The organism is Pseudomonas sp. 910_23 (assembly GCF_052850795.1).
In genome coordinates this window covers 42,610-63,136 of the sequence record NZ_VXCZ01000013.1, presented here as the reverse complement: position 1 = coordinate 63,136, position 20,527 = coordinate 42,610, and the positions used below count along the sequence as shown (strand labels likewise).

Annotated in this window: 19 protein-coding genes; 13 read left to right on the top strand and 6 right to left on the bottom strand. The window is 61.1% G+C overall.

What is annotated here, in order from left to right:
- Window positions 1-348 precede the first annotated feature (348 nt).
- Window positions 349-819: a DUF1289 domain-containing protein gene (locus FW800_RS16895; protein ID WP_078821225.1), complete on the top strand. Its 471-nt coding sequence runs from the start codon at window positions 349-351 to the stop codon at window positions 817-819.
- A 123-nt stretch (window positions 820-942) separates the two neighbouring features.
- Here FW800_RS16895 and FW800_RS16890 read toward each other — a convergent pair whose 3' ends face one another.
- A complete protein-coding gene (locus FW800_RS16890) occupies window positions 943-1,806 on the bottom strand; it encodes a universal stress protein (protein ID WP_446438050.1) in 864 nt (287 codons plus the stop codon).
- 147 nt (window positions 1,807-1,953) lie between these two features.
- Between FW800_RS16890 and miaE the strand changes: the two genes are divergently transcribed.
- Window positions 1,954-2,556, top strand: coding sequence for a tRNA-(ms[2]io[6]A)-hydroxylase (gene miaE / locus FW800_RS16885; protein ID WP_032880843.1), 603 nt, complete (start codon window positions 1,954-1,956; stop codon window positions 2,554-2,556).
- Here miaE and FW800_RS16880 read toward each other — a convergent pair.
- The gene (locus FW800_RS16880) at window positions 2,512-3,711 is read right to left on the bottom strand and encodes an MFS transporter (protein WP_248131409.1); all 1,200 of its coding nucleotides are present in this window, start codon (window positions 3,709-3,711) and stop codon (window positions 2,512-2,514) included. The genes miaE and FW800_RS16880 overlap by 45 nt on opposite strands.
- 157 nt (window positions 3,712-3,868) lie before the next feature.
- Here FW800_RS16880 and FW800_RS16875 point away from each other — a divergent pair, with 157 nt between their 5' ends.
- A complete protein-coding gene (locus FW800_RS16875; protein WP_032880845.1) occupies window positions 3,869-4,576 on the top strand; it encodes a response regulator in 708 nt (235 codons plus the stop codon).
- Window positions 4,577-5,854, top strand: coding sequence for an ATP-binding protein (locus FW800_RS16870; protein ID WP_446438049.1), 1,278 nt, complete (start codon window positions 4,577-4,579; stop codon window positions 5,852-5,854).
- Window positions 5,855-5,943: 89 nt separating this feature from the next.
- Here the strand turns inward: FW800_RS16870 and FW800_RS16865 are convergent, their stop codons facing one another.
- The 3 genes from FW800_RS16865 to FW800_RS16855 form a co-directional block, all read right to left on the bottom strand.
- Window positions 5,944-6,735 (bottom strand): MipA/OmpV family protein, encoded by a 792-nt coding sequence (locus FW800_RS16865; protein ID WP_446438048.1) that lies wholly within the window; start codon window positions 6,733-6,735, stop codon window positions 5,944-5,946.
- A 16-nt stretch (window positions 6,736-6,751) separates the two neighbouring features.
- Complete coding sequence (locus FW800_RS16860) at window positions 6,752-8,578, bottom strand: serine hydrolase domain-containing protein (protein WP_446438047.1); 1,827 nt, start codon at window positions 8,576-8,578, stop codon at window positions 6,752-6,754.
- A gap of 137 nt (window positions 8,579-8,715) precedes the next feature.
- On the bottom strand, window positions 8,716-9,597 hold the full coding sequence (locus tag FW800_RS16855; RefSeq protein WP_005787897.1) for a LysR family transcriptional regulator: 882 nt from the start codon (window positions 9,595-9,597) through the stop codon (window positions 8,716-8,718).
- 131 nt (window positions 9,598-9,728) lie between these two features.
- Between FW800_RS16855 and FW800_RS16850 the strand changes: the two genes are divergently transcribed.
- The 8 genes from FW800_RS16850 to dctM all read left to right on the top strand — a co-directional run bounded on the left by FW800_RS16850 (window position 9,729) and on the right by dctM (window position 18,338).
- Window positions 9,729-10,547, top strand: a complete 819-nt coding sequence (locus FW800_RS16850; RefSeq protein WP_446438046.1) for an FAS1-like dehydratase domain-containing protein — start codon at window positions 9,729-9,731, stop codon at window positions 10,545-10,547.
- Window positions 10,548-10,575: 28 nt separating this feature from the next.
- A complete protein-coding gene (locus tag FW800_RS16845) occupies window positions 10,576-11,739 on the top strand; it encodes an acyl-CoA dehydrogenase family protein (RefSeq protein WP_446438045.1) in 1,164 nt (387 codons plus the stop codon).
- A gap of 10 nt (window positions 11,740-11,749) precedes the next feature.
- Entirely contained in the window at window positions 11,750-13,099 is a 1,350-nt protein-coding gene (locus FW800_RS16840; RefSeq protein WP_446438044.1) for an MmgE/PrpD family protein, read from the top strand.
- A gap of 10 nt (window positions 13,100-13,109) precedes the next feature.
- Entirely contained in the window at window positions 13,110-14,303 is a 1,194-nt protein-coding gene (locus FW800_RS16835; RefSeq protein WP_446438043.1) for a CaiB/BaiF CoA transferase family protein, read from the top strand.
- Between the two features lie 14 nt (window positions 14,304-14,317).
- Window positions 14,318-15,133: an HpcH/HpaI aldolase/citrate lyase family protein gene (locus tag FW800_RS16830; RefSeq protein WP_446438042.1), complete on the top strand. Its 816-nt coding sequence runs from the start codon at window positions 14,318-14,320 to the stop codon at window positions 15,131-15,133.
- A 146-nt stretch (window positions 15,134-15,279) separates the two neighbouring features.
- Window positions 15,280-16,263 (top strand): TRAP transporter substrate-binding protein, encoded by a 984-nt coding sequence (locus FW800_RS16825; RefSeq protein WP_122732261.1) that lies wholly within the window; start codon window positions 15,280-15,282, stop codon window positions 16,261-16,263.
- 162 nt (window positions 16,264-16,425) lie between these two features.
- Window positions 16,426-17,058, top strand: coding sequence for a TRAP transporter small permease (locus FW800_RS16820; RefSeq protein ID WP_032880859.1), 633 nt, complete (start codon window positions 16,426-16,428; stop codon window positions 17,056-17,058).
- On the top strand, window positions 17,058-18,338 hold the full coding sequence (dctM, locus tag FW800_RS16815) for a C4-dicarboxylate TRAP transporter large permease protein DctM (RefSeq protein ID WP_032880861.1): 1,281 nt from the start codon (window positions 17,058-17,060) through the stop codon (window positions 18,336-18,338). Before FW800_RS16820 ends, dctM begins: the two co-directional genes overlap by 1 nt.
- Before the next feature lie 45 nt (window positions 18,339-18,383).
- Here the strand turns inward: dctM and ampC are convergent, their stop codons facing one another.
- Window positions 18,384-19,523 (bottom strand): class C beta-lactamase, encoded by a 1,140-nt coding sequence (gene ampC, locus FW800_RS16810; protein ID WP_446438041.1) that lies wholly within the window; start codon window positions 19,521-19,523, stop codon window positions 18,384-18,386.
- 131 nt (window positions 19,524-19,654) lie between these two features.
- On the opposite strand from ampC, the gene FW800_RS16805 reads away from it, so the two are divergent.
- Window positions 19,655-20,527 carry a LysR family transcriptional regulator gene (locus tag FW800_RS16805; RefSeq protein WP_032880863.1) on the top strand — a complete coding sequence of 291 codons (873 nt, stop codon included), beginning with the start codon at window positions 19,655-19,657 and terminating at the stop codon, window positions 20,525-20,527.

Here is a 20,527-nt window from a genome sequence, read left to right as displayed (position 1 = left end):
ACGGCACGCATGCGCTCAGGGGCTTTTTGGGCCGCAAAGCCAGCGCTGCCGGCATTCCTTTACAGAAGCTGCTTTCAAAGTTTTACGCCTGCAGAACGGAGCTGATGAGGGTTGGCGTGGGCTCTGACCTACCGGGTCGAAACCACGCCAACACCGTTCTGAAGGAACGACTGTGCTCGTGACGCTTTGAAAACAGCTTCCAGCGGATTATTGGCGCCTTACAAGGCCGGGTGATTCTACGGCAAAAAAAATCTAAAGGTAAGTTGCCTGGCCAAGTTTGCTGGGTGATCAACCTTAGACAAAGGGCTAACATGGCGCACTGTTTCGCTGATTTGCGTGTTATCGCCCATGTCCAACCAAACCATCAAGACCCCCTGCGTCGGCTTGTGCTCCACGGTCTACGGCGACCTCGTGTGCCGCGGCTGCAAGCGTTTCCACCATGAAGTGATCCAGTGGAATGGCTATAACGAAGAAGAAAAGCGCGCAGTCTGGCTTAGGCTTGAGCAACTGCTGGTGCAGGTGATGGCCGGCAAAGTGGAGGTGTTTGACCCCAAGACCCTGCGCGGGCAGTTGGAGCAACGCAAGATCCGCTTCGTGCCGCACCAGTCCGAGTATTGCTGGGCCTACCAGTTGATCGCACGCGGGGCGCGGGTGATCAATAACCTTGAGGCGTACGGCATGGTGCTGTTGCCGGAGTTTCGCGACTGGCCCTTGCCGGACCTGCGCGATGCGATTGACCGGGAGTTCTTTATCTTGTCCGAGGCGCATTACCAGCGCTATATCGCCCCGGGGTTCCTGAGAGATGCGCTGTCTACCTGACAGCATGCATCCAAATGTGGGAGGGGGCTTGCTCCCGATAGCAGTGTGTCAGTCAGCCCATCCTTCACTGACCCACTGCTATCGGGAGCAAGCCCCCTCCCACATTTTGCCCTCTATTGTTCTTCAGGGCTTGGTTGCCAGTTCTTGCAGATGATCCATCAACGCCTGCGGCTTGAGCACCAGCACGTCGCTTTCCACCGCATCCAGCACCACCTCCGCTGTATTACCGATCAACGCCCCCGAAATCCCGGTGCGGGCCACGGTGCCGATGATGGTCACCGCCGCGTGCAACTGATGGGCCATATGCGGGATCAGCACATCGGCCGGGCCTTCCTTGATATGCAGGTGCCTGTCGTCCACGTCGAACTCGTCCTGGAATGCCTTGCATTGTTCGCGATAGCGCGCCTCGATGGTTTCCTTGAGCTGGAAGGTCGGGTCGGCTGCCGACAGCATCGGCGACGGGTGGGCGCTGATCACATGCAGTTGCGCCTTGGCCAGGCTGGCGATATCAAAGCCATGGTCGATGATCGCATTGTGCAGTGAGCGGTGCTCGCTGTCGGTATTGCCTACATCGATGGCCGCCAGAATCACTCCGCCAGCCCATGGCGTAGCGGTCTTGACCAACAACACCGGCGTGGGGCAATAGCGCAGCAGCTTCCAGTCCGCCGGCGTCAACAGGGCTTTTTTCAGCGGGCTGTCGGGAAAATGCTGTTTGATCACCAGGCCACAGCCTTCGGCTTGCTGCACCTCGATAATGGTGTCATGCAGGCTTTCGTTCCACGCCTGCTCGGTGGAGACGCTGTAACCGTCGTTCTTTAAACCCTCCTTGAGCACACTCAACAGCGCCGAATGCTCGTGTTTCTTGTCGCAGACCAGCAAGTGCAGATGTGCGTCGGTCACCCCGGCAATCAGCTTGCCACGCTTGAGGGCCAGGCTTTCCGAATGCTCGGGCTCGATGACCACCAGGATGCTGCGGATGGCTTGCATGATCGGGATCTCCAGGAAGGGGCATGCAACAACTATAGTTGCTGCCCGCCAGACGTCATGTTGATGCACATCAAGGCCGGTGGCTGGTGGTCTGCGGCGGGGTCGGTATAATCGGCGCCCTTTTGTGATCCTTTGCCCGTGAGCCCGATGAACCTGCCCGAAATCCACGAATTCCTCGGCTGCCGCACCCCCGACGCCTGGGTCCAGGCCGCTCTGGCCGATCAGGAAACCCTGCTGATCGACCACAAGAACTGCGAATTCAAAGCCGCCAGCACCGCCCTGAGCCTCATGGCCAAGTACCACGGCCATGTTGACCTGATCAATATGATGTCGCGCCTGGCCCGCGAAGAACTGGTGCACCACGAGCAAGTCATGCGCCTGATGAAGAAGCGCAAGGTTGAACTGCGCCAACTGCACGCGGGCCGTTATGCCTCGGGTTTGCGCAAGGTGGTGCGCAGCCACGAGCCGGTCAAGCTGGTGGACACCCTGGTGGTCGGCGCTTTTATCGAAGCACGCAGCTGCGAGCGTTTCGAAGCATTGGTGCCGCATTTGGACGAAGAGCTCGGCAAGTTCTACTTCGGTTTGCTCAAAAGCGAAGCCCGGCACTTCCAGGGTTACTTGAAGCTGGCCTACCAGTATGGCGACGCCAAGGACATCGCCCAGGTGATCGAGCGGGTGAGGGCGGCCGAGCAGGAGCTGATCGAATCACCCGACATCGAGTTCCGCTTTCACAGTGGCGTGCCAGCCTGAGGCCACCGCCACGCCGATCAAGGCGGTGATCCCGGCGAGCAGCAGGATCACCGTTTGCGTGCCCAACGGCGCTGCCAGCACGGCGATCATCAGGCCCGCCAACGGCTGCGGCAGGTTGTTGAGCAAGGTGATCACGCCTACCGTCTTGCCGAAATCCTGCACCGGGATCACTTTTTGACGGGTGCTGCGCAGGTACACGTTGAACATCTTGTCAAAGCCCGTCACCAGCAGGAAGCCCACGGCATACGCCCACACACCGGGGCTGACGGCGGTGATCAGCGCGCCGACTGCAATCATCGAATACGACAGCCCACCCATTACTTTCAACGGCAGTGACGAGCGTGCCAGGTAAAACAGAATCCCGATGGTGACCAGCGCGCCGGCGGCTTGCAGCAGGGCGTAGGCATCCTTGTCGGCGGCGTATTGGCCGGTAACCATGGCGGCCGAGGTGGCCAGTGTGACCCCGATAATCAGGTTCACGCCGACTGCCAGAATGATGATGCGCTTGAGTTCCACCAGGTTGCGGATGTGGCCAAACGCGGTGCGCAGCGGTTGCAGCCAGATACCCGGGTGCTGCTCATGGCTTTGCAGGCTCACCGTGGTGTTGCGCTGCCAGATCAGCATCGCCAGGTCAGCGAGAACAAACAGTGCGGCGATGGCCAGCACCACCCAGGGCCAGGCCCAAACCTGCAGCATCAACGCTGCCAGCAACGGCCCGAGCACCAGGCCACTCTGGTCGGCAATCTGCGAATAGGACAAGGTCTTGGCGTAGGTGTAATGCTGGAAGACATGCGGCATCACCACCTCCCGCGCCATGATGCCCTGAGTGGTCAATACCCCGCACAACGCGGACAGCATCACCAGCCAATGGATCCCGTCGAACAGCCCATACAGCGCCACCGCCACCACGCAGGCCAGTGCCCGATACACCTGGCTGATATGCAGAATGCGTACGGGTGAAAACCTGTCGCACAAGGCTCCGCACACCGGAAATGCCAGATAGCGCGGCAGCGATTCGACAAAAAACGCCAGGCCCGCCCACGACACGCTTTGAGTGGTCTGGAACACGATCAGCGGCACGATGAACAGCAGGATCTGGTCGGCCAGCCGCGAGAGGAACAGCGAAACGAAGAACGCCAGATAATCCTTGCGCATACAACTCCTTGAGAATGGCGTTAAAGATTGCAGGCTATTTGTTAAAAACTCTTAAAAGCATGAAGCTTCATCAGCTCGTACTGGCCAGCTGCTTCTGTGCGCCTGCTTGCCACCTATAATGCGCGCACTTCAATCTGCGTTTCTACACTGAGAACTTATGGAAAACCTGGGTCTGGGCAAGGTCCTGCTCGTTGAGGACGATGAAAAGCTGGCAGGGCTGATCGCGCAGTTCCTGTCGCAGCATGGTTTTGAGGTGCGTGTCGTGCACCGGGGCGATGAAGCCCTGGCAGCGTTCCTGGACTTCAAACCCAGGATTGTCGTGCTCGATTTGATGCTGCCAGGCCAGAGCGGGCTGCATGTTTGCCGCGAAATTCGCAATGTGTCAGACACGCCCATCGTGATCCTGACGGCCAAGGAAGACGATCTGGACCATATCCTGGGCCTTGAGTCTGGGGCTGACGATTACGTGATCAAGCCGATCAAGCCGCCGGTGCTGCTTGCACGTTTGCGTGCGTTGCAGCGCCGCCAGGTGCCCGAGCCCGCGGCGCGGGGTGCCCTGGAGTTCGGCCGCTTGTCGATTGATCGCAGCTGCCGGGTCGTCAGCCTGGGCGGTCAGACCATCGATCTGACGACCATGGAGTTCGAGTTGCTGTGGTTACTGGCCAGCAGCTCGGGCAAGATCCTCTCGCGCGATGACATCCTCAACCGTATGCGTGGCATTGCCTTTGATGGCCTCAATCGCAGCGTTGACGTCTACATCAGCAAATTGCGCGGTAAGCTCAACGACAACCCACGCGAGCCGGTGTGCATCAAAACCATCTGGGGCAAGGGTTACCTGTTCAATCCGTTCGCGTGGGAGGTTTAGATGCTGCGCTTGTATCTGCGCCTCTATGTGATCCTCGCGCTCGGCCTGGCCGGGTCGGTCTGGCTGGTCAACTATGGCCTGGACGCGTACATGCCCGAGTCCAACGAGACCTATAACCGTGAAGCCTTGCGCGGCCCGGCGTGGGCCCTGGTGGAACAATTGCGACCGGTACAGGGAGAGGCGCGCCAGGCACGCCTGGCTGAGCTGCAACCGCATTATGGCTTGCGCCTGAAACTGGTGCAGCGCGACGCCCAGCACCTGAGCGAGCGCGAACAGAAACTCCTGGCGAGTGACCAAGTGGTGGTACGCGAGGATTTTATGAAGTTCCTGTCAGCGATTGACGGCGGCCCGCAATTACTTGAGATCCAGCTGCCGGAAGAACCCAAATGGCTGTATTTGTGGGCTTATGGCTTTCTGGGCGCAGGCCTGGCCATCGTCCTGTATTTCTGGGTACGCCCGCACTGGCGTGACCTGGAGCATATCCGCCTGGCGGCGCAACGTTTTGGTGACAATGACCTCGGCTCACGCATCCTGTTGCCAAGGCGCTCCACCGTTCGCGAACTGGCAGGGCACTTCAACCAGATGGCCGAGCGCATCGAGAGCCTGATCGCCAACCAGCGCGAACTCACCAACGCCGTATCTCACGAATTGCGCACGCCGATTGCGCGCTTGTCGTTTGAACTTGATCAACTGCGCCAGCAGATCGATCCACGCCAGAGCAGCGAGTTGATTGCCGATATGTACGCCGACCTCGGCGAGCTGGAAGAAATGGTTTCCGAACTGTTGACCTACGCCAGCCTGGAGCGCGGTGCCACCCAGGTCACCCGCGAGAACATCGAAGCCCACAGCTGGCTCGACAGCGTGATCGGCAGTGTGGCCCTGGAGGCCGAAGCACAGGGGGTGCAGTTATCGCTGCGTACCTGTGAGGTCGACTTTATCCGCATCGAGCCACGCTTTATGGCGCGGGCGGTGATCAACCTGCTGCGTAACGCCATCCGTTATGCCGATCGCCGCGTGGAAGTGTCGCTGGTCAAGTTCGGCAACGGCTATGAAGTACGGGTCAATGACGATGGCCCAGGCGTGCCACTGGAGGGCCGCACCAAGATCTTCGAACCCTTCCTGCGCCTCGACGCCAGCCGCGACCGCCGCACTGGAGGGTTTGGCTTGGGCCTGGCGTTGGTCAAGCGCGTCAGCCAGTGGCATGGCGGGCAGGTGGAAGTGCTGGATTCGGAGTGGGGCGGGGCGTCGTTTCGGATGACCTGGGCGTATGCCGAGTAACACTCTTGAACGTTGTGGAGATCAAATGTGGGAGGGGCGGTGCGACGATTCGACTTGCTCCCACATTTTGATTGGGTTACCAACTTGAATCAGAAGGTGTATTCCACCATCCCCATCACCGACGTCTGCAAGCGGCGCTCCACAATCGGGCTCTTGCCCGCTTTATCCGCCAGGTACTGCACATCCAGCAGCGTCGAGAACTGTGTGTGCTCGCTGATTGGCAAGCTCCACGTAAGGTTCATGCCATTGCTGATATTGCCGCCGCTGGCCGTATATGCCTTGAAGCGGCTGCGCGCGGCTTGGCCGGTGGTCACGCCGTACCAGGTCTGCAGGTAGTCGCGGTCACCAAAGTGGCTGTTGATGGCAGCATCGACGGAACCGAAGCGCCCCTCATACAGATTGGTACCCAAGCTCAACTCCACGTGGGTAAAAGCCTTGCCGGTGTCCTTGTGTTTATCTTCTTCAAGCGCATGTTCCAGGGTGGCGCCGATGATCACGCCGCCGAGGTTGTAGGCGGCACTCACCCCCAGTTGCGGGCGTGACTTGATCTCGCCCATGCCTTTGAGGCGTTTGGAACCGGCATGCATGCTTTCGTTTTTATCCTTGCGCGAATCGCTTGCGCCAACGTATGCGCTGAAGCTCAAGGCATTGCCTTCGTAACCCCAGCCCAGGCCCGTATCAGTGTCGAGGAAGACGCCCCAGGGGCTGATGATTTTGCCGCCCAGCACAGGCGCCGTCATGCGCTCGTCGCTGCCACTGTAGCGGGGTGCGTTGGCTACGCCGGCCTTGAGGCTGTATTGCCAGTCTTCGGCAAGCGCCGTGTCGGCGGCGGCAAGCAGGCACAGTGAGGTCACTGACAGGCACAGTTTTTTTGCGTGCATCAGGTGTTTCTCCAGGTTAGAAATTCAAGGGTGTGTGGGGGGACTGGGTGCGTTTGAAGGAATAACCCGAAGCGCTCAGCCCGTTGACCTGGCGGCTGACGGTGTCGCCCAGGCCGTAGCCGGTGCCGGCGAGTACCGCGTGGGCGTTGTCGACCGGCAGCAGGATGTAGTCAGTCAGAGGCTCGTCGTGCAATTGGCCGCGTATCACCAGGAAGCCGTCTTCCAGGCGCACGCTGATACCGCTCAACGGTGCGTCGGGTTCATGGCTATTGAGTACCTGATAGGTGCCGATGGTGTCGGCCCAAGCCGTAGACAGGGTCGGCGGCTCGATGCGCTCACCGATAGCAATGCGTTGGCCGTGGCTGCGGGCCGCCGTGAGCATCTGCCGGCCTTGTACCGTCACTACATCAAGCTGGATGCGACCCAGGTCGCCCAGGTCCTTGAGCCAAAAACCCAGGACCTTTTTCTGCGCACGCAGCCAGCCCTGGTCATCGCGCAACAAGTCGAAGGTGTAGCCGGCCAGTTCGCCGGCCAGGCGCTCACGGTCATCTTTGATACGGAATATGCCCCAGGGGGTCGCGTAGAACCCGGCCAGGCGCTTGCGGTCGACGGCCGCTGGCACGTGGCGCAGTTTCAGACCGTGGCTGGGGGCCTGGCAGTCGTCGGCGCAGGCGTGCTCGCCGGTTTGTGCCTCAAGCATCAGGCGCAGGCTGTCGATGGACAGCGACACCACCATCTCTTCGGCATTGCTGTCGTTGGCCATGATGATCACGGCCAGTTGCTGGTCCGGCAGCAGGGTCACCTGGGTGGCGAAATCATCGCCGCCGCCGCTGTGCTGGTAAGTACGCACACCGGGGGCAATCGGCTCGTCACCGCATGGCGCCAGAAACCAGCCCAGGCCCATCTGGCAGTCAAAATCCAAGGCGTTGCCGGTGTTTTGCTGGGTGAACATTTGATCTATTGAAGCGCTGCCCAGCACGCGGTTGCCCTTGTAGGTGCCTTTGGCAAACAACATCTGCACGTAGTGACTCAGATCCTTGGGGCTGGCCCACAGGCCACCGGCGGCAAGGTCGCGTACCTGGGCGTCGGTGCTGGCGTTGCCGTCCTCATAACCCAGGGCGCGAAAGCTCAATTGCGCGCCGGTGCCGAGGAAACTGGCCTGGTTCATGTGCAAGGGGGTCAAGAGGCTGCTTTGTAGCTGGGCTTCGAAGCTTTTGCCGCTGCTGCGCTCGATGGCGGCACCCACCAGCGAATAGCCCAGGTTGGAATAAGCCACCTGAAAACCGGGCGGGCTGCTCAGCCATACGCCCGACACGCGCATCGGCATTTGCCCCATGGCATAGGTGCTGTGCAGGTCACGCAGGTGCTCACTGGGCAGGCCGGATTGATGGCTGAGCAAACGCCGTAACGTGATGGCGCGATCTGCTTCGGCCTGGTCGTCATGAAAGCGCGAGCGTACGTAAAACTCACGCAGGGTTTGCTGGATCGGTGCATCCAGTGCCAGACGCTGTTGCTCCACCAACTGCAGCGCCGCCGTGGCGGTGATCAGTTTGGAAATCCCCCCGGCGCGAAACGCCGTGTTGGGCGTAACCGGCACGCCCTGGGCCTTGTCGGCCAGGCCAAAGCCACGGGCCCAGATCAACTCCTGGCCATTGACCAGGGCAATCGACAAGCCTGCCACATTTTCCCGGACCATCTCCCGGGGTATGCGTGTTTGCAGGTAACGGATGATCGCGCCGTAATCGCCTTTTTGAATCGGCGGCGGAGCAGGCGGTTGCGAGTGGCAACCGATACTGCTCAGCAGGCAACCCAATAGCGGAATACCGCGCAGTCTGCGAAACATCAAGAGCACCCGAATGATGATTTGGATGCTGGAATGCTAGGGCGGCGGGGGCTGAGAATCTTTGAGTGCTTTGTCGGGAAACTGTCAAAGACTGTTAACGGCCAACTGTAGGAGCGAACTTGCTCGCGCCTACAAGATCAGGGCATCAATGTGGCGATCAGTGCCCGAATGGTCCCCGGCAATGCCTCCAGTTCCCGAACCAGAATGCTGCGCTCGCGAATCGCCCAAGGCTCGTCCAGCTTCACCGTCACCAACTGCATGGTGCGGCTGTGGCGCTGGGCGGCGGACTCGGGAATGATCCCGATGCCCACGCCGGCCTCGACCATCCGGCAGATCGCCTCGAAGCTCGACACCTGGATGCGCAGCGACAACTGCTTGCCCAGGCGCTCGACATGTTCGCGCAGGAAACTCAGCAGCGTGCTGCCTTCATGCAGGCCGATATGCTGGTAGGCGAGGGTTTGTTCGAGGGTGACCGAAGGCTGATCGGCCAAGGGATGCCCGACGGGCACCATCAGCACCAATTCATCCGTACTGAAATGCAGCACCTGCAAGCCAGCAGCTTCCACGGGACCGGCAATAATGCCCATGTCGCTGGTGCCATCGAGTACGCCGCGCACGATGTCCCGAGACAGGCGCTCCTGGAGGTCGACGGTCACGCCTGGGCGCTGGGACAAAAAGCCCGCCAGCACTTCCGGCAAGAACTCGGTGACCGCCGTGGTGTTGGCGAAGATGCGGATATGCCCGGCTGAATCCACGCCGTATTGGGTGAACTCGCTTTTCAGGTAATCCACCTGACGCATGATCAATCGCGCATGGTGCAACAGGCGCTCGCCCGCCGGGGTGATCTCCACGCCACGGCTGTCGCGGTACAACAGGCGGGTGTCGAGCTGGCCTTCCAGGGCCTTGATCCGCGCACTGGCGGCGGCCGGCGACAGAAACGCGCGCCTGGCGCCCTGGGTCAGGCTGGGGGATTCGGCGATATGGATAAACAGGCGCAGGTCGGCGAGATCAAAGTGCATGCAAGACTCCCGGTACAGGGTGGCAGCGTTCAGCATAACCGAACGCTGGTTTATTGAAATGCAAATTCTCAGAACGGGCAGGCCCTTGCATGATCGGCAGCAGACACCCACTGCCTGAGGATCTGCACCCGATGAGCGCCACTGATTGGATCGGTCGAAGCGAGACCGCCCACGACCACCTGAGCCATAACCTGCTCAAGCGCATCGCCGCCACGTTCGGTGAAGGGGTGCCTGCCGACGGTGCAGCCGTACCCGCATTGTGGCAATGGTGCTTTTTCCAGGACCCGCTGCCGGAGTCGGCCCTGGGCAGCGATGGCCACCCGGCTCGCGGCGGGTTCTTGCCACCGGCCGATAACCGTAATCGCATGTGGGCCGGTGGGCGTATCGAGTTTGTGCACCCGCTGCGAGCCGGCGAGGCGGCGACCCGCGTGTCGACCATCACTCAGGTCGAAGAAAAGACCGGTCGCACCGGTTCGCTGTTGTTTGTCACGGTGCGCCACGACTATTCCCAGGCCGGTCGCCTGGCGATCCGCGAGGAACAGGACATCGTCTACCGCGAGCCCACGCCGCCCAAACCCGGCAGCGGCGATGCCCTGGTCCGGGGCGAATGGACAGAAGCGGTCGAACCGACACCAACCCTGTTGTTCCGCTACAGCGCCGTGACCTTCAACGGCCACCGCATCCACTACGACTACCCCTATGTCACCGGTACCGAAGGTTATGCCGGCCTGGTGGTGCATGGCCCGCTGATCGCCACCTTGAACCTGCGGGCGTTCTGCCGCGCGCATCCGGACGCGACGCTGCGTCGTTTCAGCTATCGCGGCATACGCCCGTTGATTGCGCCGCAGCCATTTGAGGTGGGCGGGCGCCTCACCGCAACCGGGGTCGCAGAACTCTGGGCCGGCAATGCCGAAGGCCTGGCGCAGACCGCCCAGGTGTATTTCGAATAATCCAAGAACAATAGGCGGAGAGCCGTTAATGAACCCCAATGACAACGAAGAACTCACTGCCATCCGCGAAGGCGTGCGTGCCTTGTGCGCGCAGTTCGATGCCGCCTATTGGCGCAGCATCGATGAACAAAAGGGCTTCCCCGAAGCCTTCGTCAAGGCGCTGACCGACGCCGGTTGGCTGTCGGCGATGATTCCCGAGGAGTACGGCGGCTCCGGCCTGGGGCTGGCCGAAGCCTCGGTGATCCTCGAGGAAGTCAACCGCTGCGGCGGCAACTCCGGCACCGTGCACGGCCAGATGTACAACATGTTCACGCTGTTGCGTCACGGCAGTGAGGCGCAGAAACGCTTCTACCTGCCCAAGCTGGCCAGCGGTGAGCTGCGTCTGCAATCGATGGGCGTCACCGAGCCCACCACCGGCACCGACACCACCAGGATCAAGACCACCGCGATCAAGCGTGGCGACAAATACGTAATCAACGGTCAGAAAGTCTGGATCTCGCGGGTGCAGCATTCCGACCTGATGATCCTGCTGGCGCGCACCACGCCCTTGGCCGAGGTGAAGAAAAAGTCCGAAGGCATGTCGATCTTCCTGGTTGACCTGCGCGACGCCATCGGTAACGGTCTGACCGTGCAACCCATCGCCAATATGGTCAACCACGAGACCAACGAGCTGTTCTTCGACAACCTCGAGTTGCCCGCTGACAGCCTGATTGGCGAGGAGGGCAAGGGCTTCAAGTACATCCTCGATGGCCTGAATGCCGAGCGCACCCTGATCGCCGCCGAATGCATCGGTGACGGTCGCTGGTTTATTGAGAAGGCCAGCGCCTACGCCCGCGACCGCGTGGTGTTTGGCCGGCCCATCGGGCAGAACCAGGGCGTGCAATTCCCGATTGCAGAGGCCCATATCGAGATCGAAGCGGCCGACCTGATGCGCTGGCGCGCCTGTGAGGAATACGACAGCGGCAAGCACGCCGGGGCCAGCGCCAACATGGCCAAGTACCTGGCGGCCAAGGCGTCGTGGGAAGCAGCCAACGCTTGCCTGCAAACCCACGGCGGTTTTGGCTTTGCCTGCGAATACGACGTGGAGCGTAAATTCCGCGAGACCCGCCTGTACCAGGTGGCGCCTATCTCCACCAACCTGATCCTGTCCTACGTGGCCGAGCATTTGCTCGAACTGCCACGTAGCTTCTGAGGGCCTGAGCATGCGTGATACCCAGGCCCTGTGCCGTTTCCTCGCTGATCTGACGTATCAACAGGTGCCCGAGCCGGTACTGGTGCGCATCGAAGAGCTGTATCTGGATTGGCTCGCTTCGGCACTGGCCAGCCAGGGCGCCCATCCGATTCCACTGTTCGAACGTTATGCGCAGAAGATGGGGCCGAGCAGCGGCCCGGCCCAGGTGATCGTCAACGGCACCGGCACCAGCGCGTATTTTGCCGCGCTGGTCAACGCGGCCTCATCCCATCTGGTGGAGCAGGATGACCTGCACAACAGCTCGGTGCTGCACCCGGCTACGGTGGTGTTTCCTGCCGCTTTGGCCGCTGCCCAGGACCTCAATAAGTCTGGCCGCGAGTTGTTGTTGGCCTCGGTGGCCGGTTATGAGGCTGGGATTCGCATCGGTGAATTCATGGGTCGCTCCCACTATCGCATCTTCCACACCACGGCCACTGTCGGCACCCTGGCGGCGGCGGTCGCGGTGGGCAAGTTGCTCGATTTCAACCAGGAACAGTTCATCAACCTGCTCGGCAGCGCCGGCACCCAGGCGGCCGGGCTGTGGGAGTTCTTGCGCGATGCCGCCGACTCCAAGCAACTGCATACGGCCAAGGCGGCGGCGGACGGCTTGCTGGCGGCCTATCTCACCGCCGATGGCTTGACCGGCGCACGCAATATTCTGGAAGGCGACCAGGGGCTGGCGGCGGGCATGTCCACTGATGCCGAACCAGGCAAATTATCCGCCGGCCTGGGCAGCCGTTGGGCGCTGGTGGAAACCTCGTTCAAATTCCACGCTTCCTGTCGCCACACCCATCCAGCCGCCGATGCGCTGCTGGCGGTGATGCAGCGCGAGGGCTTGAGCGCCGCACAGATTGCTCGGGTACAGACCCGCGTGCATCAAGGCGCCATCGATGTGCTCGGTCGAGTGACGGTGCCGACCACGGTGCACCAGGCCAAATTCTCCATGGGCACCGTGCTCGGCCTGATCGCCGTGCATGGCAAGGCTGGGCTGCCTGAATTCCATGAACTGGCGTTGAGCGACCCCGCCGTCGCGGCCTTTCGCGACAAGGTCAGCATGACCCTCGACCCCGAGGTCGATGCTGCCTACCCACAACGCTGGCTGGGCCGCGTCACCGTCACCACCACCGACGGCCGCACGCTGCACGGCGCCATCGACGAGCCCAAGGGCGACCCGGGCAACACCCTGAGTCGCGCGGAGCTGGCGGACAAATTCCAGCGCCTGACCCAATTCAGCAGCGCCCGCACCCCGACCCAGGCCAGAGGGTTGATCGAGCAGGTGTGGAACCTGCGCCAAACCGCGTCCATGGCCCATTGGCTTTGAGGGATTTGTCATGAGTAACCAACGACCGCTGGACGGCATCACCGTCGTCAGCCTGGAGCACGCGATTGCCGCGCCATTCTGCACCCGCCAACTGGCCGATCTGGGGGCCCGGGTGATCAAGGTCGAGCGTCCCGGTGCCGGTGACTTTGCCCGGGGCTATGACGAACGCGTGCGCGGCCTGGCGTCGCATTTCGTCTGGACCAACCGTTCCAAAGAGAGCCTGACCCTGGACCTCAAGCAGGACGAGGCGGGCGCCATTCTCGAGGCGCTGCTCGCCGATGCCGATGTGCTGGTGCAGAACCTGGCTCCCGGCGCGGCGGCGCGCATGGGCTTGTCGTTCGAGGCGTTGCATGAGCGTTTCCCGCGGCTGATCGTCTGTGATATTTCCGGCTACGGCGAAGGCGGGCCCTACGAGAAAAAGAAAGCCTACGACCTGCTGATCCAGAGTGAAGGCGGCTTTCTCTCGGTGACTGGTGGCCCGGGTGACGAGCAAATGGCCAAGGCCGGTTGCTCCATCGCCGATATCTCCGCTGGCATGTACGCCTACAGCGGCATCCTTTCGGCGCTGCTGCTGCGTGGCAAGACCGGCAAGGGCAGCCGCATCGACGTGAGCATGCTCGAAAGCCTGGTGGAGTGGATGGGCTACCCGATGTACTACGCCTTCGACGGCGCGCCACCGCCACCTCGTGCCGGCGCGGCGCATTCGACGATTTACCCGTATGGGCCGTTTCCCACCGGTGACGGCGGTACGGTGATGCTCGGGTTGCAGAACGAGCGTGAGTGGGCGGCGTTCTGCGACAAGGTATTGCTCACCCCCGCGCTGGCGACGGACGAACGTTTCAGCGCCAACTTCAAGCGTTCGGCCAACCGCGAGGCGCTGCGTCAGATTATCGTGGACAGTTTTGCCCGGTTGGACGCCGAGGCGGTGATTCAGCGTCTGGAGGATGCGCAGATCGCCAGCGCGCGGGTCAACGATATGCAAGGCGTATGGGCCCACCCTCAACTCAAGGCCCGCGACAGCTGGCGTGAAGTCGACAGCCCGGCCGGGCCGTTGCCCTCGCTGCTGCCACCGGCGCGTAACGCTGCGTTTACTCCACGCATGGATGGCGTGCCGGCGCTGGGGCAACACAGCCAGGGCATTCTCGACCAGCTGGGTTATACCGGTGAAGCCATCGACAGCCTGCGTGCGCGCGGCGTTATCTGATCAGGAAGTGTGCGATGCCAAAGCCCTTAGTACGTTCAGCGTTGTTTGTGCCGGGCAGCCGCCCGGAGCGGTTCGCCAAAGCCTTGGCCAGCGGCGCCGACGCAGTGATTGTGGATTTTGAAGACGCCGTGGAAGAGCCGCTCAAGCGCCAGGCCCGGGACAACCTGGGGATGTTCCTGCAGGCCCACCCCGAAGCCCGGGTGTGGGTGCGCATCAATGCGCCGGAACACGTCGAGCATTTTGAGGATGTGGCGTTCTGCAAGGCTCATGCAAATGTCGCGGGTGTGCTGCTACCCAAGGTCGAGAGCGCAGCCCAGGTCGCCGTAGTGGCGGCCACCGGCAAACCCATCTGGCCGATCATCGAAAGCGCTCGCGGCTTGTTGGCGGTGGCCGAGATTGCCCATGCTCCGCTGGTGGAGCGGCTGTCGTTCGGTGGCTTGGACCTGGCGCTGGATCTGAACCTGAGCAGTCATTCCCGCGCTGCTGAGTTTGCCCTCGACCAGGCGCGCCTGTCACTGATCGTGCATTCCCGCGCCGCCGACCTGGTGGCACCGCTGGACGGCGTACATCCGGCCATCGACGACCCTGAGGGCCTGCGCAGTTCGATCCGGCACGCCTATGAAATGGGCTTTGCCGGGGCGTTGTGTATCCATCCCAGGCAGGTTCCGGTGATTCACCAGGCGCTGGCGCCCAGCGCTGAAGAACTGGCCTGGGCCACGCGCGTGGTAGAGGCCGGTGCCCATGGGGAAGGGGCCTATCAGATTGATGGGCAGATGGTGGATGCGCCGGTGTTGCTGCGGGCACAAAGACTGCTGGCTGCCCAACCCTGACTGGATAAGCCTTCCCACAGGATCGACATGTTCCTTGAGGTTGGTGTTCGGCCAGGCCGAACGCAGGTATCTAAAATTCGAAATTCTCAATATGCAGCACATCAGGCACTTTGCCTTACAACACAACAATAAGAAGGTGATTTCCCATGCTCAAGCTCTCTCGGGCGCTGCTGTGCGCCGCCACCTTGTTCGCCGCGGGCCTGGCCCAGGCGGCTGACCCGATTGTGATCAAGTTCGCCCACGTGGTGGCCGAGAACACGCCCAAAGGCCAGGGCGCGCTGCTGTTCAAGAAGCTCGCCGAAGAACGCCTGCCCGGCAAGGTCAAGGTCGAGGTGTACCCCAACTCGTCGCTGTTCGGCGATGGCAAGGAAATGGAAGCGTTGCTGTTGGGTGACGTGCAGATGCTGGCGCCGTCCCTGGCCAAGTTCGAGCAGTACACCAAGCAGGTGCAGATCTACGACCTGCCGTTCCTGTTCAACGACCTGGCTGCCGTCGATCGTTTCCAGGCCGCCCAGGGCAAGCAACTGCTGACAGCGATGCAGGACAAGAACATTCTCGGCCTGGCCTATTGGCACAACGGCCTCAAGCAACTCTCCGCCAACAAGGCCCTGCACGAACCCAAGGACGCCCGTGGTCTGAAGTTTCGCGTGCAAGCCTCCAGCGTGCTTGAAGAGCAGTTCAAGGCGATCCGCGCCAACCCGCGCAAGATGAGTTTCGCCGAGGTTTACCAGGGCTTGCAGACCGGCACCGTGAATGGCACCGAGAACACCTGGTCGAACTATGAAAGCCAGAAGGTCAACGAGGTGCAGAAGTATTTCACCGAGTCCAACCATGGCCTGATCGACTACATGGTGATCACCAACGCCAGGTTCTGGAACGGCCTGGCGCCGGATGTGCGCAGCACGCTGGAGCAGATCATGGCCGAAGTCACTGTCGAGGTGAACAAGCAGGCCGAAGCGCTGAACCAGTCGGCCAGGCAGAAGATCATCGATGCCAAGACCAGCGAGATCATCGAACTGACCCCCGAGCAACGCACGCTCTGGCGCGAAGCCATGCGCCCGGTGTGGCAGAAGTTCGAAGGCCAGATCGGGGCTGAGCTGATCAAGGCAGCGGACGCTTCCAACCAATAATCCCAGGGTGTACTGAGATCCAATGTGGGAGGGGGCTTGCTCCCGATAGCGGTGGATCAGAGACAGATCTGCAAGCTGACACACTGCTATCGGGAGCAAGCCCCCTCCAACATTTCGGGCAAGTTCCACCCTGGTATTTCATTTGCCTCGCGAGGTTTTGCCATGCAAACGCTAAGGCGCGTCTGGGAGCACTTGGAGGAAGGCTTTATTGCCTTCCTGCTGGCCGCCATGACTCTGGTGACATTCGTCTACGTCATGCTCAATAACATCTACACCCTGTTCTTTTCCCTGGCCGACAAGTGGGCCTTGAGCAGCGACTTCTTCAACGCGGTAGGCGACGCCACCATGACTTGGGCCCAGGACATGACCTGGAGCGTGGCGCTGACCAAGGCCATGTTCGGCTGGTTGATTTTCTTCGGCATTTCCTACGGAGTACGCACCGCCGGCCACCTGGGCGTGGACGCGCTGGTCAGGTTGACCAAACGCCCGGTACAACGCTTGCTCGGGATGCTCGCCTGCCTGTGCTGCCTGGCCTACGCCGGCCTGTTCATGGTCGCCAGCTACAAGTGGGTGAGTGCGGTAATGACCGCACATATCGGTGCCGAGGACCTTGACCAGTTCGGTATCGACGTCGGTGACATCGTGGTGATCGTGCCTATCGGTTTTGCCTTGGTATTGATTCGCTACCTGGAAATTTTCTACCGCATTTTTACCCACCGCCAGGTCGGGTTGGGATTGGCCGATGAGGCCGGGGAGGCCAGCAAGTTGGCCGGCAGCCATGAGGAGCGTCACTGATGGCCGTGCTCTGTCTGTTTCTGCTGTTGTTCGTGTTCATGTTCCTTGGCGTGCCGATTGCGATTTCCCTCGGGCTGTCCGGCGCGGTGTCGATCCTGATGTTCAGCCAGGACTCGGTGAGCTCCCTGGCGATCAAGCTGTTTGAAACCAGCGATGCCTACACCTTCCTGGCGATCCCGTTCTTCCTGCTGTCCGGTGCCTTTATGACCACTGGTGGCGTGGCTCAGCGGCTGATCGACTTTGCCAATGCCTGTGTCGGTCATATCCGTGGCGGTCTGGCGATTGCGGCGGTGCTGGCCTGCATGTTGTTTGCCGCGCTGTCCGGCTCGTCACCGGCCACGGTGGCAGCGGTGGGCTCGATTGCCGTGGCAGGCATGGTGCGTTCCGGTTATCCGAAGGAGTTTGGTGCGGGGATCATCTGCAACGCCGGGACCTTGGGTATCCTGATTCCGCCTTCGATCGTGATGGTGGTGTATTCGGCGGCGACCGAAACCTCAGTGGGCAAGCTGTTCATGGCTGGGGTGATCCCGGGACTGTTGCTGGGCCTGATGTTGATGATCGCGATCTACATCGTCGCGCGTATCAAGAAGCTACCCGCGCAACCACGGGCGACGTTCCGCGAGTGGCTCAGTTGCGCACGCCGGGCGTTCTGGGGCCTGTTGCTGTTGGTGATCATCCTCGGCGGTATCTACAGCGGCATGTTCACCCCGACTGAAGCCGCAGCGGTGGCGGCGGTGTACTCGGCGTTTGTCGCGCTGTTCATCTACAAGGACATGACGCTGCGCGACTGCCCCAAGGTGCTGCTGGAGTCGGGGCGCTTGTCGATCATGCTGATGTTCATCATCGCCAACGCCATGCTGTTTGCCCATGTGCTGACCACTGAGCAGATCCCCCAGGAAATCACTGCGTGGGTGATTTCCGAAGGGCTGACGCCGATTGGTTTCCTGATCATGGTCAACGTAGTGCTGCTGATTGCCGGCAGCTTCATGGAACCGTCGGCCATCGTGCTGATCCTGGCGCCGATCTTCTTCCCGATTGCGATGAAACTCGGGATTGACCCGATTCACCTGGGCATCGTGATGGTGGTGAATATGGAAATCGGCCTGGTGCACCCGCCGGTGGGGTTGAACCTGTTCGTGACCTCGGCGGTGACCGGGTTGACGCTGGGGCAGACCATCCGCGCGGCGATGCCGTGGCTGATGATTTTGCTGGTGTTCCTGATCATGGTGACTTACTTGCCATTCATTTCCCTTGCGCTGCCTCATTGGCTGGGGATGTAAGGTGGGAGGGATTGCCCCCTCCCACATTTGTTGATTGTTTCGGCCTTACTGATCCATCGCACTCAAGATCGCATGGGCCACTTTTACCCGCTCGGCATTCGGGTAGTTCTTGTTGGCCAGAATCACCACGCCCATATCCTTGCTCGGCACATACGCCACATACGCACCAAAGCCACCGGTAGAGCCGGTCTTGTTGTACAACACGTTGGCCGGCTGCGCCTGGGCCGGGTTGAGCCAGGTGACCTTGTGCGGCTCCATTGCCATCGGTGTTGAGTTACCGTCGATCAACGCTTGCAGGGTGATGGGGTAGGGGTAGCGCTCCCAGCCCAGGCCCTGGGTCATGCCGTTCACGGTGTAGTAGCCCGCGTGGGTGGCGGCGATGGCCTGTTGCACGGGCTGTTCCAGGGTTTGCGGGTGCATGTTCGCAATGACATAGCGGGCGAGGTCCTGGCTGGTGGTCTTGAGCCCGTAGGCTTCACTGTCCAGCGCGCCGGGGCTGACGCGCACAGGTTTTTGCTGCTTGTCATAGCCTTGGGCATATTGGCTGGCTTTGTCCGTGCGCACGCTGACATAGGTGTTGGTCAACCCTAGCTTGGGCAGCAGTGTCTTCTCCATGGCAACGTTGAACGGCTGGCCCAGGCTTTGCGCGGTCAGGTAGCCGAACAGGCCGATGCTGGGGTTGGAGTACAAGCGTTGTTCACCCGCAGCGTAAGTGGGCTTCCAATGCTGGAAGTAGCCCAGCATGGTCGATGCACTGTCGGCTGCATCCGGAAATTGCAGCGGCAGGCCGCCAGGGGTATAGGTCGCCAGTTGCAGCAGGCTGATGCGATCGAACGCGCTGCCGGCCAGGGACGGCAAGTACTGGCTGGCTGCGTCCGACAGCTTGAGCTTGCCGATGGCCTGGGCATAACCACCAAGGGTAGCGGTGAAGGTTTTACTCACCGAGCCGATTTCGAACAGCGTGTTTTGAGTGACCGCGGCCTGGGTGTCCTTGGCGGCTACGCCGTAATTAAAGTATTGCACCTTGCCCTGGTTCACCACCGCGACTGCAAGGCCGGGGATGCCTTGCTGTTGCATCAAGGGTTTGACGTTGCTGTCCACGACCTGGCGTATATCGGTGGCGGCCATACAGCCGCCGGATACGAGCAGCAAAGCTGAAACCAGGTACTTTGGCTGATATTTCATGGTGATTCGCTTCCATGTAAAGGTGGCAATGATGATCGGAGCCTGCGCAGGCGTGGCAAATCTAGGTGGATTTTATACCCGGAGCAAACGATGATATCTCGCACCAGCCATTAGAAAAATTGGGGTAAGCCTTGCTGCGTTCCCATCTGCCCCTCAATGCCCTGCGCGCTTTTGAAGCCTCGGCGCGCCATTTGAGCTTTACCCGCGCGGCTATCGAGCTATGCGTGACCCAAGCCGCAGTCAGCCATCAAGTCAAAAGCCTCGAAGCGCAGCTCAATGTCACGCTGTTCAAGCGCCTGCCACGCGGCCTGATGCTCACTCGCGAAGGCGAAACCCTGCTGCCGGTGTTGCGTGAAGCCTTCGACCGCATTGCCCACACCCTGGGCCAGTTCGAGGGCGGTCACTACCGCGAGGTGCTGACAGTGGGTGCGGTCGGCACCTTTGCCGTGGGCTGGCTATTGCCTCGTTTGGCGGATTTCCACAGCCGCTATCCGTTTATTGATTTGCGCCTGTCCACCCACAACAACCGCGTTGATGTCGCTGCCGAGGGCTTGGATTACGCCATTCGGTTTGGCGCAGGCGCCTGGCATGGCACCGAGGCCTGCCCTTTGCTGGAAGCCCCGCTGACGGTGTTGTGTGTGCCGCAGATTGCCGAGCAATTGCACAGCCCGGCCGACGTGTTGAAGCACACCTTGCTGCGCTCATACCGTGCCGATGAGTGGAGCCTTTGGTTGCAGGCTGCCGGGTTGCCGGCAGACACCCTGGTGCCGCGCAGTATCGTGTTCGACTCGTCGCTGGCGATGATGGAGGCCGCCCTGCAAGGCAGCGGTGTGGCCCTGGCGCCAGCGTTGATGTTTTCACGCCAGTTGGAAAGCGATGTGATCCGCCAGCCGTTCGATGTGGGGATCACGACCGGCAGTTATTGGTTGACCCGTTTGCAGTCACGCAATGAGACACCCGCGATGTCTGCGTTCAAGGGGTGGTTGCAGACGTGTATTGAATAA